This window comes from Pseudoalteromonas shioyasakiensis, from assembly GCF_022398475.1.
Classification (GTDB): Bacteria; Pseudomonadota; Gammaproteobacteria; order Enterobacterales; family Alteromonadaceae; genus Pseudoalteromonas.
The window spans coordinates 110,370-123,573 of record NZ_JAKEVM010000001.1 but is presented as its reverse complement, the minus strand read 5'-3'; the positions used below and the strand labels follow the sequence as shown (position 1 = coordinate 123,573).

The following is a 13,204-nucleotide window of genomic DNA, read 5'->3' as shown; positions in this document are numbered from 1 at the left end:
AGAAAACCAACTTGGCTTTAATAATATTGACTTAGAGCATATCTAAGTTAAAAAAATAGCAATTAATTGTGCTTAATTAAGCCGTATTCTTTATCTAAAATAGCGATTACTTCACTACGTGGGTCGCTTGGAATAGTAATTTCTTGACCAATGATTTTACTCGCAATGCCAACGTAAGTATCAGACACTTCAAGCATCACTGATTCTGGCAAGGTGTAGTCTTTAGCAAGCTGCTCACGCTCGTCCATGCGGTCTTTATTTAATAACACATCGCTGTCTGGCACGTTATTAATTAATAACTGGCGGAAACCCTCTTTTGAGTTTTCAATGATTTTACCATCACGGTAAGCTGGGCCATCCCAGATACGTGATGAATCAGGCGTGCCTACTTCATCAATGTAGATAAGCTTATCTGAACCATCAATGTCTTCAACATAACCAAATTCAAATTTAGTATCGACAAAGATTTGGTCAAGCTGCGCTAGTTCATCACTGATCAGCTTAAAGCCTTCAACAAGTAGTTGCTCATATTTAGCCACATCGTCTTCAGACTTGAAGTTAAAAACAGATAGGTTATTAGTGATGTTTTCACGAGTAATGTTCACATCATCTACTTCAGGAATGTCAGTAACACCTGTGATAATGCCTTTCGTTGATGGCGTAATTAAAACTTCATCTAGCTTTTGGTTCGCAGCTAGTCCCTCTGGTAAATCAATACCACAGAAATTACGCGTGCCTTTCGCATAATCACGCCACATACTGCCAGTAATATACTGGCGAGCAATGGCTTCAACTTTTACAGTACTTGCTTTACGCACAATCCATACATAAGGGTGTGGAATATCAACAATATGGTTACCAGCAAGGCCTGCTTTATCAAATAACTTAAACCAATGAGATGCCACAGAGTTTAGCGCGATGCCTTTACCAGGAACACCATTTAAACCGTTTTCACCTTGCCAAATACAATCAAACGCAGAAATACGGTCAGAAATAACCATAATAGCTAGCTCAGTTCCTTTTGGAACTTGATAACCTTTGTCATTAATTAAACGAGCGCTGTCTTCATCAGTTAACCAATAAACTGAACGCACTTTACCACTGTGTACCGCACCTTTAGTACGGATCGGTAAATCATCGTTTACGTCTAAAACTTTATAGCTAGTCATGCTATCTCCGATAGTATTTGGCATGCTCTTGTGAGCACATGTATGGGATTGGGGTTATGGCCGCCTATAATAATCTAGACGCTTTGAAAGCTCAATCATTGCACTATCATCAGCAGCCTGCGGATGTAATAAAAACCATAAAAATTTAAACTTTCAGTAATTTTGCTGTCATAAACATTATTTCGCTATACTAGTGCCCTCGAAATAGGAGGTTTTCTTGGATTACTTAGCAGCTACCGCAGAAAAAAAATATTTAATGTTTATTTCGCAGAACTATTCGTACGCGATCTTACGCCCATTGCAACGGGAGATTTTAGCTCGTGGTGGTGAAGTTAAATGGTTTTTCTATGGTGATGAAGTTAATCAGAACTTCCTTCGTTCAGATGAATCGTGTTTAGAAACTATAGATGATGTAATCCAGTGGCAACCAGACATTTCATACATTCCTGGGAATGTAATTCCAAACTTTATCCCAGGAAAAAAAGTAGCTGTTTTTCACGGCTTTAATTCTGGAAAACTAAATCGAAAAGGATACGAAGATCATTTTAACATCCGAGGCTGCTTTGACCTGTATTGTACCCAAGGCCCTAATACAACTTCTAAGTTTGAGAAACTAGCTAAAAAGCATGGTTTCTTTTTAACTAAAGAAACAGGTTGGCCTACTCTAGATCCATTATTTTCAAAAATAGAAAACAATCCATACGTAGATGAAGGCGATAAAAGGCAAACTCTTTTAATTTGTTCAACTTTTTCTAGAAACCTTTCTCTTGCACCTAAATTATACGAACAAATAAAAGCATACAGTGAGCAAGGAAAGTGGCGAATTTTGGTGCAATTTCACCCGAAAATGCCAAGCGAGCTTGTTGAACAATACAAGGCTCTACAAAACGAAAACCTAACCTTTGTCGAGACAGATAATGTATTACCGCTGTTGCAAGCAGCGGATGTCATGCTGTGTGATACCTCATCCATTTTGCTTATGTTTATCTTACAAAGAAAGCCTGTCGTAACTTTCTGCAATCAAGCACCTGGCGAACATCTTATTGATATTACAGATGTCAATAAACTAACTGAAGCGATTGATTATGCCTTCACACAGCCTGCTGAATTAATGGCGAAAATTGAGCACTTCTGCCAGCAACTGCATCCATATCAAGACGGCTTATCGAGTCAACGTGTACTTGCTGCTAGCAATGAATTACTATTGAGCAATCCTGCACTTAAGCCGAAACCACGTAATTTTATTCGTAATTTTAAAATGCGTAGAAAATTAAATTACTGGCGATGGTAACAATTCATAGGTCGTTATGATCACGCTTGAAAATGTGCTTTTTAAATGGCACGCAAAACAACCCAAGCCGACGATCAATATTACTAAGCTAGATATTGATCAAGGCGAACATGTTTTTCTTCACGGTCCGAGTGGTTGTGGTAAATCAACGTTATTATCATTGCTTGCTGGCGTCACAGTGCCAACACAGGGCAATATCGAGCTGCTTGGTAAAGCGATTAACCAACTTAGTAATAGTAAAAGGGACCGTTTTCGTGCCGACCATATTGGCTATATTTTTCAAAACTTTAATTTACTACCTTATTTATCGCCTATTGAAAATGTGACTTTAGGTTGCCAATTTTCAAAGCAAAGGCAAAAAAACGCATTAAAAAATAGTGCAACAATAGCCGCTGAAGCAAGCCGCTTACTGAGCGCTTTAGGGCTAAATGATAACTTGCAGCATCAAGCAGTTGCACAGCTGAGTATTGGCCAGCAACAAAGAGTTGCCGCAGCGCGAGCCTTTATTGGCAGCCCTGAAATTATTATTGCAGATGAACCTACCTCAGCACTCGACACACAAAATCGCCAAGCATTCGTAAAATTGTTATTTGAGCAGGCAAGCGCAGCAAATAGCACGCTAATTTTTGTTAGCCATGATGAAACATTACAAACGCTATTTACCCGCAGTATCAGCCTTGTTGAGTTACAAGGAGGCACAGATGCTACTCATTAAACTCGCCACAAAAAGTTTATTAAACCGAAAGGCCAGCGCCCTACTCACCCTATTTACAATTGCTATCAGCGTAATGTTATTGATGTCGATTGAGCGGGTTCGAGTTGATGCTAAAAGTAGCTTTAGCAATACAATTTCTGGCACTGATTTAATTGTCGGTGCGCGTACCGGTGATATCCAGTTGCTGCTGTCTTCGGTATTTCGCATTGGTCATGCTAATAATGGCGTGAGTTGGAAAAGTTACCAATACATCTCAGGGCAACGGGGTGTGAAATGGGCTATTCCTATGTCACTTGGCGACAGCCATAAAGGTTTAGCTGTACTTGGTACAAATAAAGACTATTTTGAGCACTATCGCTTTGCTAAAAAGCAGTCGTTGAGCTTTTCACAAGGTCATGAGTTTAATCACTTATTTGAGGTTGTATTAGGTGCTGAGGTTGCCAATACCCTTGGCTATCAGCTTGGTGACGAAGTAGTGATTGCGCACGGCATGGGCAATACCAGCTTTCATAATCATGACGATAACCCATTTAAAGTGGTCGGTATTTTAAATCCAACGGGCACGCCTGTTGATAAAACCCTGCATATTCCACTTGCAGCAATTGAAGCGATTCATGGTGGTCATGCTCATCAGCATGAAGCCGCTCAGGCTGATGCAAATGACCACGACCACGACCACGACCACGACCACGACCAGCATGATGATGTTGATTTAGTTGGCACACCAAAACAAATAACCGCTTTTTTACTTGGTTTCGATTCACCTCTTTATACCTTACAAGTACGTCGTAATATCAACCAATACAAAGATGAGGCACTGCTTGCCATCATGCCGGGTGTTACTTTGCGTGAACTATGGGAAATGCTCTCTATCGTTGAAAAAATATTGCTATTATTTTCTATCGTCGTGGTGCTGATCAGTTTGCTTGGCATGTTAACGAGCCTGCTTTCAAGCCTCAATCAACGCCGCAGAGAACTTGCAATTTTGCGCTCTGTTGGCGCAAGACCTTGGCATATTTTCACCTTGATCAGTGTCGAATCATTACTCATTACAGGGCTTGGCTGCATTGTTGGTATCGCATTATTCTATGCTTTAATGCTACTCGGCGCAGATTACTTGCAAAGCCATGCCGGAATAAGCCTAAATATAGCCTTATTGTCATCCTATGAACTCATGCTTTTAGCTGCGATAATGGTTGCAGGCTTTATTGTTGGGTTAATTCCCGCAACTCGCGCGTATTTCTACTCTCTTGCTGATGGTATGAGTATTAAAATTTAAGGAATGTTATGCCGTTTTTTCGAAAATTCGTCGCTTTAGTCGCATTAGTTGTGTGTGCTGGAGCTAATGCTGGCGCACCTAAAGAAATCTTCTGGGAAGATTTAATTCCAAAAGGTCATGTCCAAATCGACACCCAAGCGCAAGCAAACCATGAAGGTAGCGAGCAAAACTGGGTGCAACCAGACCTTGATGCACCCGTGGTAAAAGAGCTTAATGGCCAATCAGTGAGTTTGCCTGGTTTTGTTGTTCCCCTTGAAGGCGACAGCGAAGTGATCACCGAGTTTTTATTGGTTCCTTATTTTGGTGCCTGTATCCACGTGCCACCACCGCCACCAAATCAAATTGTGCATGTCACGATTAAAGACGGCGTACCAATCGAAAGCCTCTACGATGCGATTGTCGTGACAGGCGTTATCAGCACCGAAACCTGGTCTGGTGAAATTGCCCAAGTCGGCTATAAAATGAAAGCCGTCGGTGTAGCACCATTTGAGTTATAAGTTTTAAAGAGCATGTTTTTGCATGCTCTTTAAATTAATCCACCACTTTTTCTTTTTCTAGTTCCTGTTCGCTTAATTCATACCACCCGCCACCAAGGGCTTTATAAAGCGTTGCTAGGCTTTGCAGACGATCATTTTTTGCCTGCGATAACGCAATTTCTGCCGAAAATAACTGGCGCTGTGCATCCATTAAATCAAGGGAGCTGGCAACACCATTGCTATATCTTAGGCGTGCTAAGCGATAGTAATCTTGGCTACTGAGCACCAAGCTTCTTTGCGCATCATAGCTTTTTTCTGCCGACTGATAGTTCGAAAGCTGATTGCTCACTTCTTGCAGTGCCACCAACACTATTTTCTGATATTGAATACTTGCCTGATAAGCTCGTTGTTCCGCCACCGTTAAATTTGCCTGATTGCGCCCCATATTAAATATTGGCATTAAAAGCTCTGAGCCCAGCAACCAAACCTGCGAATTACTGGCGAGCAAATCACTAAAATCAGTACTTTCACTGCCATATTCGGCATACAACTTAAGTTTTGGGAATAAGGCCGCTTTTGCGACCCCAATTTCAGCCATGGCCGCTTGCCATTGATACATTGCTTGCTGCACATCTGGTCTACGCTTTAACAGTTCACTAGGTAGTCCTGTGGGTAATTGCTTAGGAAGGGTTTGCACAGATAACTCATTCCCCCCTTGCACATCAGCATTGGCATCACCAATCAAAAACTTTAACTGATTAATAATCCGCCTTTCACTGTGCTGTAAAGGAGGGATCTTCACTTTCGCTGACTCTAATTCAACCTCGGCTTGGCGCTGTTCTAGCCCTGAAATAATACCGCCTTTTTTACGAATACGCGCAATTTCAAGCTCCTTCTCGCGAAGCTTAATCGTACTGAGGCTAATTTTTAATTGCTCTTCAACTTCTTTGAGGGCAAAAAACTGCTGAGCAACATCAGCAATCAAGGCGAGCTGCAACGCGTTTCTTGCTTGCTCTTGGCTATAATAATTTGCCAGTGCGGCTTCGCTTGCGCGTCGGTTACTACCAAATAAATCTAGCTCCCAACTTAAGTAACCTTTTAAATCAAAGGTATTTTCTGGGCTGCTATTAAGCTCTTCTTCTCGCTCTGAAGTAAGCCCTACATTCACATCAGGCCATAAAGCGGCATCCGTAATTCGATACCGAGCTCGCGCTTCAATAATTTTCGATTGCGCAATTAACATATCTTGGTTGTTAAGAAGCGCTTGGCTAATCAGCTTTTGCAAATGAGGGTCGCTATAAATTTGCTTCCAGCCCGCTAAAGCCTCCGATTGTGGCGTTGCTGTTGCGCCCATAAAGTTAGCAACTTCACTATGCTCAGGTGCTTCAAAATCAGGCCCTACAGCACAGCCTTGAATGCAAGCGAAACAAAGCAATGGTAACAATTTATGCATCGACTTGCTCCTCTACTACTTTAGAGGCCGGTGTTTGCTGTTTTTTTACAAAGCGTGCAGCGGTAATAAAAAACAGCGGCACTAATATTATGCCGATAGAGCTTGCCAGTAACATCCCCCCTAAAATAGGCATAGATACCGACTGTCGACCAACCGCTCCGGGGCCAGAAGCAAGTACTAACGGCAATACACCAAGCACAAAAGAGGCTGCAGTCATTAATATAGGCCGAAAGCGAGAACGGGCGGCTTCTATTGCTGCATCAGTAGCATCCATCCCCTCCTGATAAAGCTGATTTGCCACCTCAACAATCAAAATTGAGTTCTTTGCCGCAAGGCCGATCAAGGCAATAAAGGCGACTTGGAAGAATAAATTGTTTTCATGCCCCGTCACTAAGGTCAATACAGAGGCTCCCAACATGGCAATCGGGCTTATTAGTAGTACAGCAAACGGCAAGCTCCAACTTTCATAGAGCGCCGCTAAAAATAAAAATACAAACACAATAGCAAGGCTGATAGCGATACTTAGCTGACCCGATGAGCGAATTTCTTGATAGGTTAATCCTGTCCATTCATAGCCAAGGTTAGGCGGTAGTTTTGCCATTTCTTCTTTAATTACGTTAATTACATCACCCGATGCATAACCTTCAGCTGGCGATACATTCACCATGGCACTGGTAAACATATTAAAGCGATTTATTGCAGACGGACCGGTTGTTAAATTTAGCTTAGCAAGCACATTTGATGGCACCATTGCGCCATTTTTTGAACGCACATAAAATTCGTTGAGGTTTTCAGGGCGTGCCCTAAATTCATCTTCAGCCTGAACTTTAACCCGATAAACGCGACCAAATAAATTAAAGTCATTAATTGTTGATGAGCCAGTAAGCACTTTCATTGTGCTGTAAACATCAGCAATCGGCACCTCTAATGCCATGGCTTTTTCTCTATCTAATTCCAAAAACAGCTGGGGTACTGAGCCACGCAGTGAGCTACTTGCTTTAGCAACTTCAGGGCGGTTATTTAAATTTGCCAGCAGTACCTCGAGCGATTCAACCAGACTCGTTAAGTTGCCCCCTGTTTTTTCTTGCAGCGCAAACTCAACACCAGAGCCCGAACCAAGCCCCGCCACAGCCGATGGCTGAAACACATTAAATTCAGCATCGGGAATGGCGTAGAGCTGCTTACGTATATCATTCATCACACTTGTGACCGTAAAACCTTGCTCTGCACGCACTTGCCAAGGCTTTAAAATCACCTCCATTTGACCATGTGATTGCGCACTACCAGCACGGCGGTTTTCACCCGCTAGCGTGAATGAATAAGCCACCCCAGCATGGCTCATAACAAATTGGTTAGCTTTACTTATCACCTCATTGGTACGTGAGACCGTTGCCGCATCTGGCAAGGTAATATCAACAAAAAAGCGTCCTTGATCTTCTTGCGGCATAAAGCTATTTGGTAATTGGCTAAACACAAAGTAACAGCCACCTATCATTATAAAAAAGCCAATATAACTACGTTTTGCTTTTTCAGAGCATGCCTTTACAAGCCAAGTGTATTTTTCGCCAACACTTTCAAGCCAGTTATTAAATTTAACAAAAATCTTATTGTTTGATGGGAGGCTAGGTTTTAAGAAAATCGCACATAAAGCAGGGCTCAAGGTTAACGCAACTAGGGTCGAAATGAGTACCGCAACGGTAATTGAAATCGCAAATTCTCGGTACATAATGCCCGTAATACCGGCTAAAAAAGACACTGGAACAAACACCGCTGCCAGTACTAAAGAGGTTGCCACTATGGCGCCAGAAAGCTCTGTCATCGCTTGCTTAGTAGCAGCAACTACCTCCATATTTTGCTCATTGATCAGTCGCTCAACACTTTCGACTACAACAATCGCATCATCAACGACGATGCCGATTGCCAATACCATAGCCAATAAACTGACATTGTTGATGGTAAATCCAAATGCAGCCAAGGCGATAAAGGTACCCACTATTGACACCGGCACAGCTAAAGCGGGTATTAAAGTTGTTCGCCAGTTTTGCAAAAATAAATACACCACTAAAATCACTAAGATAAGCGCTTGAATAAGGGTATTGATCACCTCATTAATCGACAGCTTGATGAACTCAGAGGCATCATAAAATAACTGCCATTTCACTCCCTTTGGAAAAGCCGCGCTCAGGCGTTCCATCTCAGCCTTAACACGTTCAGTAACCGCTAATGCATTAGAGCCTGGTAACATATAAACCTGCAAAATAGTGGCGGGCTGTTCATTTAGTTTTGAATTTAAAGTGTACGCTGACGACGCCAACTCAACCCTTGCAACATCTCGCAAACGGATCATCGAGCCATCACTGTTAACTCGCAGCATAATACTATTAAACTCACCCACCTTATTAAGCCGACCTTGTGCTCGTACCGGAAAGTTAAGCTTAATTGCATCGCTCATTGGCTGAGCGCCAATCTCCCCAGCAGCTGCCTCTTTATTTTGCGCTTTGATTGCTGCGGTCACATCATTCACGGTTAACTCGTAACCCGCTAAAATATCAGGCTTTAACCAGACCCGCATAGCATATGAACGCGAGCCGGTGTTTCGCACTTTGCCAACCCCCGGAACACGCTTTAAAGCCGCCTCTACATTGATGCTAGCGTAGTTACTCAAATAGATTTCGTCATAGCGTGGGTCATCAGAGGTCAGTGCCAGTTTTAAAAGCTCAACGGAACTTTCATTAGATACATTCACCCCTTCAGTTTGCACATCAACAGGTAAATTACTGCCTGCTTGGCTTGCGGTGTTCTGTACATCGACAAGGGCGAGATCTGGGTCGGTGCCAACATCAAAGGTGAGTGTGATCCCAACACTGCCAGAGTTAGTTGCCTTTGACTCCATATACAACATATTCGGCGTGCCATTTAATTCTTGTTCAAGAGGAATGGCTACCGACTCAGATGCGGTCTCTGCCGTTGCGCCGGGGAATGAAGCAGACACTTTAACCGACGGCGGAGCAATATCTGGGTATTGATCAATGGGTAGGGTAAAGAGCGAGACCAAGCCTGTGAGTAAAATAACTAACGAAATAACGATAGCAAACACTGGACGCTTGATAAAAAAATGCGAAAACATAGCTAAGCTCCCTGCTGATTTTTTTCATCATCTTGTTTGCTTGGTTTATCTGGCGCCAGTGGAGTAGTGCCCGTGTTTGGCGTTAATCGGCGTTTTTCAAACTCGGCTAACGAAATCGCTTTTACTTGCTGACCATGACGAATGCGATGCAAACCTTTCACCACCACTTGCTCACCCGCACTCAAGCCACCGCTAGCAACAATTCCTTGTTCACCGTAATGCTCAACAACAATAAAGCGCCGCTCTATCTCACCTGAATCAAGTACCACCATTACATAAATACCACCCTGCTCCACTTGGGTAGCTTCCTCAGGGACAACAATGGCATTTTTCAACTCAGCTAATTTAATCCGTGCTTTTGTATATTGCCCAGGTAATAGCTCACTATTAGGGTTAGGCAGCTTTGCTCTTACTTTAAAGGTGCCCGTTTTCGGGCTAATTTTAGGGTCGGTGAAACTCACATCACCCCAATATCGATACTCACTGCCATCAGGCAAAGAAATACGTACAAAGCCTTCTAGCGCCTTGCCTTGTTGCTCGGCTTGTAGCTGCTCCATCATGCTGGTCATACGCCGCTTGGCATTCAAATAATCAAGTGCCGACATATTAAAATTAACGAAAATAGGGTCTATTTGCTGAATGGTAGTAAGGAGTGAAATACCATTACTGCCGACCAAAGCACCGAGATCGGCTTCAGAGCTACCAACCATGCCACTAATTGGCGCCGTAATACGGGTATATTCTAAATCGAGCTTGGTTTCTTCAAGTTCTGCTTGGGTTGCTGATAATGACGCTTGCGCTTGCTCTTGAATAGAAATTGCATTGTCGTAGTCGAGCTGACTTGCTGCATCTTGCTCGTAGAGGGGTTTTAAACGAGTAACATCGCGCTTTGCTTTTGCCAGCGCTGCTTGGTCTTTTTGTAGTGCGGCTTTAACGCGATTAAGCTTAGCTCGGTAGGGTCTATCATCAATAGTGTAGAGTAAATCACCTTCGTTTACCCAACTACCTTCAACAAATTCAACACTTTGTACAAAGCCGGTGATCCGTGCGCGTACTTCAACATCAAGTGAAGCGTCTGTACGCGCCACGTAATTCCCATACAGCGGCACATCAAACTGCTTAACCTCAGCGGTAACCACTTCCTCAACGATAACTTGAGGTTGCTCTTTAGAACAACCCACCAGTGCCGCTAAGCACACGCACCCTATGACGTATTTGTTTAATAGCATACAACCTTCTCATTCCTTAAGCCTGTCTCTATCTTGCTATCTGTTGCAATACTACATAGATGAGGGATTCTTTGTTATTTTTGACAATTAGAGCAGTACACAGTGCTTCTTTGCCCTAATCTAATTTCTTTTAATGGCTCTTTACACGTTACACATGGCTCACCTTTGCGACCATAAACTAGTAATTGCTGGGCAAAATAACCGGGCTTACCATCACTTTGAGCAAAATCTTTTAATGTTGTGCCGCCTTGCGTGATAGCCGCAGCAAGTGTTTCTTTAATAATAGGCACTAATTGCTGATAACGCTTTAAAGACACCTTGCCGGCTTCTCGTTTCGGGTGAATTCCGGCCTTAAATAACGACTCATTAGCATAGATATTACCTACACCAACTACCACAGCGTTATCCATAATAAACTGTTTAATTGGTACTTTTTTATTTCTAGACTGTTCGTAAACACGCTTTGCAGCAAACTCATCGGTAAGAGGCTCCGGTCCAAGCTTGGTTAGCAAGGTATGACATTCGCCTGGTGCTTGCCATAAGCAGGCACCAAAGCGACGCGCGTCGTTGAGTCTTAGCGCTTTACCTGAGGCTAAAATAAATTCGATATGGTCGTGCTTTTTTAATGGCTCATCTGCGCTCACAACTCGTAAATTGCCCGACATTCCTAAGTGCAAAATAACACTACCCAGCTCACAACCGAGTAATAAATATTTTGCTCTACGCTCCACTGAAGTAACTTTAAGTCCTTGTAATTGATATACATCATCAGGCACAGGCCAACGCATACTAGCGTTATGAATATTTACTTTGGTCACTGTTTGGTTAAGCACATGCGGCGTTATTCCCAAACGGCTAACTTCAACTTCTGGTAATTCAGGCATCTGTGACTCTCTTAAAACGGGTATAACGGAAATAACTTAGCAGCATCAGCTTGTTCAAGCTCAAATACTCGTTGTAACCGCTTATCTAATAAATAGTATTGCTGATCTATGTTGTACAACTGATACACCGCTGGCAACTGCTCCCCGGCTAGCCACACGGAGGCAACATAATCAGCCGATGTCTGTGAAATTTTACTAACAGGGAGACTGGCAATAGTCAGTCTTTGATGTTGCCAAAGTTCAACAAGTTGTTCGAGCTGCTGCTCATCGCCTTGCCATGTGGTTTCTTGCAGTGATTGGCTACGCCAAGAGGTGCCGATACGCTCGATTTTTAATTCTGGAAATGCCATCGCCAAAATAAAGCTTTGTTCTGGGAGTAATGCTTGTACTCCTTCTTCAACGGGCTGTGTATTGAGCTTTTTATGTAGGCCATTGAAGAAAAAAATCATCAATAGCATCGAAATAATCACCACATTATTCCATGCTTTTCGGCTCAAGCGCATCAGTATCTTCCTCAGTTTTCAATATCTTAAAGTGTAACCAAAAAGGACATTAATTGGCAGTTGTAATTGATCAACAAAATTTCATGTCTGTTATGTATCAATCTGTCGATACTTTGCTAAAATATCCGCCAAATTTAAAGGAGTTCCGTCAATGTCAATGTATGTAGTGGGTCATAAGATCCCTGATTCAGATTCAATTTGTGGTGCAATTGCGCTTGCATACTTAAAAAACCAGATCAATGAACCTGCGATCCCGACGCGTTTAGGTGAAGTATCACCTGAAACACAATTTATCCTAGATAAATTCGGTTTCGAAGCACCTGAGCTAAAACTTAGCTACGCAGGCGAAGACGTTTATATCGTTGACCACACAGAAAAAACACAAGCACCTGATGACATCGATGAAGCGCGTGTTGTAGGTGTTGTTGATCACCACAAACTAGGCGACTTGACATCATCAACACCACTTGAGTGTTGGATCCGCCCAGTGGGTTGTTCAAACACTATCATCAAAATGATGTATGACTTCTACAACGTAGAGATTCCAAAAGATATCGCAGGCATCATGTTATGCGCTATCTTAAGCGACACTGTAATCTTTAAATCACCAACGTGTACAACAGCTGATATCAAATGTGTTGAAGCACTTGCTGAAATCGCTGGCATAGAAGATTTCAAAGAACTTGGCATGGAAATGTTCAAGGTTAAATCAGCAGTTGATGGCACCCCTGCACGTGATTTAGTAATGCGTGATTTCAAAGACTTCAACATGAACGGTAAGCTAGTAGGTATTGGCCAGCTAGAAGTTATCGACCTTGCTGTATTTGATGAGATCAAAGCAGACCTTGAAGCTGACATCGCAAAGCTTAAAGAAGAAGGCGGTCGCCACTCAGTATTACTCCTGTTAACCGATATCATGAAAGAAGGCTCTGAAATGCTAATTGCGTCTGATGACGTATCAGTAATCGAAGCTGCCTATGATGTTAAATCAGAAGACGGTCGCGTATGGTTAGATGGCGTATTAAGCCGTAAGAAGCAAGTAGTACCACCACTACAAGACGCTTTTGCAAAAATCTAA

11 protein-coding genes are annotated in these 13,204 nt (G+C 42.6%); 5 read left to right on the top strand and 6 right to left on the bottom strand.

All coding sequences use genetic code 11. From position 1 onward, the window contains the following. Positions 1 to 62 precede the first annotated feature (62 nt). Positions 63 to 1,169, bottom strand: coding sequence for a phosphoribosylaminoimidazolesuccinocarboxamide synthase (locus tag L1D51_RS00605; protein ID WP_054561015.1), 1,107 nt, complete (start codon positions 1,167 to 1,169; stop codon positions 63 to 65). 217 nt (positions 1,170 to 1,386) lie between these two features. Here L1D51_RS00605 and L1D51_RS00600 point away from each other — a divergent pair, with 217 nt between their 5' ends. The 4 genes from L1D51_RS00600 to L1D51_RS00585 are packed head-to-tail and all read left to right on the top strand — an operon-like array spanning position 1,387 to position 4,951. Then, complete coding sequence (locus L1D51_RS00600) at positions 1,387 to 2,460, top strand: CDP-glycerol glycerophosphotransferase family protein (protein ID WP_239962066.1); 1,074 nt, start codon at positions 1,387 to 1,389, stop codon at positions 2,458 to 2,460. 16 nt (positions 2,461 to 2,476) lie between these two features. Then, the gene (locus L1D51_RS00595; protein ID WP_239962064.1) at positions 2,477 to 3,175 is read left to right on the top strand and encodes an ABC transporter ATP-binding protein; all 699 of its coding nucleotides are present in this window, start codon (positions 2,477 to 2,479) and stop codon (positions 3,173 to 3,175) included. Next, positions 3,162 to 4,454: an ABC transporter permease gene (locus L1D51_RS00590; protein WP_055199221.1), complete on the top strand. Its 1,293-nt coding sequence runs from the start codon at positions 3,162 to 3,164 to the stop codon at positions 4,452 to 4,454. The genes L1D51_RS00595 and L1D51_RS00590 overlap by 14 nt, the downstream gene beginning before the upstream one ends. An 8-nt stretch (positions 4,455 to 4,462) precedes the next feature. Next, a complete protein-coding gene (locus L1D51_RS00585) occupies positions 4,463 to 4,951 on the top strand; it encodes a DUF3299 domain-containing protein (protein WP_054552700.1) in 489 nt (162 codons plus the stop codon). A gap of 34 nt (positions 4,952 to 4,985) precedes the next feature. Here the strand turns inward: L1D51_RS00585 and L1D51_RS00580 are convergent, their stop codons facing one another. From L1D51_RS00580 to L1D51_RS00560, 5 genes are all read right to left on the bottom strand, one after another. Next, complete coding sequence (locus tag L1D51_RS00580; protein ID WP_055020761.1) at positions 4,986 to 6,383, bottom strand: efflux transporter outer membrane subunit; 1,398 nt, start codon at positions 6,381 to 6,383, stop codon at positions 4,986 to 4,988. Further along, entirely contained in the window at positions 6,376 to 9,510 is a 3,135-nt protein-coding gene (locus L1D51_RS00575) for an efflux RND transporter permease subunit (protein WP_239962062.1), read from the bottom strand. The genes L1D51_RS00580 and L1D51_RS00575 overlap by 8 nt, the downstream gene beginning before the upstream one ends. A gap of 2 nt (positions 9,511 to 9,512) precedes the next feature. Further along, entirely contained in the window at positions 9,513 to 10,739 is a 1,227-nt protein-coding gene (locus L1D51_RS00570; RefSeq protein ID WP_239962060.1) for an efflux RND transporter periplasmic adaptor subunit, read from the bottom strand. Positions 10,740 to 10,813: 74 nt separating this feature from the next. Beyond that, positions 10,814 to 11,623, bottom strand: a complete 810-nt coding sequence (mutM, locus tag L1D51_RS00565; protein WP_054552701.1) for a bifunctional DNA-formamidopyrimidine glycosylase/DNA-(apurinic or apyrimidinic site) lyase — start codon at positions 11,621 to 11,623, stop codon at positions 10,814 to 10,816. A gap of 11 nt (positions 11,624 to 11,634) precedes the next feature. Next, complete coding sequence (locus L1D51_RS00560; RefSeq protein ID WP_239962057.1) at positions 11,635 to 12,126, bottom strand: hypothetical protein; 492 nt, start codon at positions 12,124 to 12,126, stop codon at positions 11,635 to 11,637. 151 nt (positions 12,127 to 12,277) lie between these two features. On the opposite strand from L1D51_RS00560, the gene L1D51_RS00555 reads away from it, so the two are divergent. Then, positions 12,278 to 13,204 (top strand): manganese-dependent inorganic pyrophosphatase, encoded by a 927-nt coding sequence (locus L1D51_RS00555; protein WP_055020763.1) that lies wholly within the window; start codon positions 12,278 to 12,280, stop codon positions 13,202 to 13,204.

Bases quoted from the DNA above. Each gene is read 5' to 3' on its own strand.
- L1D51_RS00575 (WP_239962062.1), bottom strand. From the start codon at position 9,510: ATGTTTTCGCATTTTTTTATCAAGCGTCCAGTGTTTGCTATCGTTATT.
- L1D51_RS00595 (WP_239962064.1), top strand. From the start codon at position 2,477: ATGATCACGCTTGAAAATGTGCTTTTTAAATGGCACGCAAAACAACCC.
- mutM (WP_054552701.1), bottom strand. From the start codon at position 11,623: ATGCCTGAATTACCAGAAGTTGAAGTTAGCCGTTTGGGAATAACGCCG.
- L1D51_RS00555 (WP_055020763.1), top strand. From the start codon at position 12,278: ATGTCAATGTATGTAGTGGGTCATAAGATCCCTGATTCAGATTCAATT.
- L1D51_RS00605 (WP_054561015.1), bottom strand. From the start codon at position 1,169: ATGACTAGCTATAAAGTTTTAGACGTAAACGATGATTTACCGATCCGT.
- L1D51_RS00580 (WP_055020761.1), bottom strand. From the start codon at position 6,383: ATGCATAAATTGTTACCATTGCTTTGTTTCGCTTGCATTCAAGGCTGT.
- L1D51_RS00560 (WP_239962057.1), bottom strand. From the start codon at position 12,126: ATGCGCTTGAGCCGAAAAGCATGGAATAATGTGGTGATTATTTCGATG.
- L1D51_RS00590 (WP_055199221.1), top strand. From the start codon at position 3,162: ATGCTACTCATTAAACTCGCCACAAAAAGTTTATTAAACCGAAAGGCC.
- L1D51_RS00585 (WP_054552700.1), top strand. From the start codon at position 4,463: ATGCCGTTTTTTCGAAAATTCGTCGCTTTAGTCGCATTAGTTGTGTGT.
- L1D51_RS00570 (WP_239962060.1), bottom strand. From the start codon at position 10,739: ATGCTATTAAACAAATACGTCATAGGGTGCGTGTGCTTAGCGGCACTG.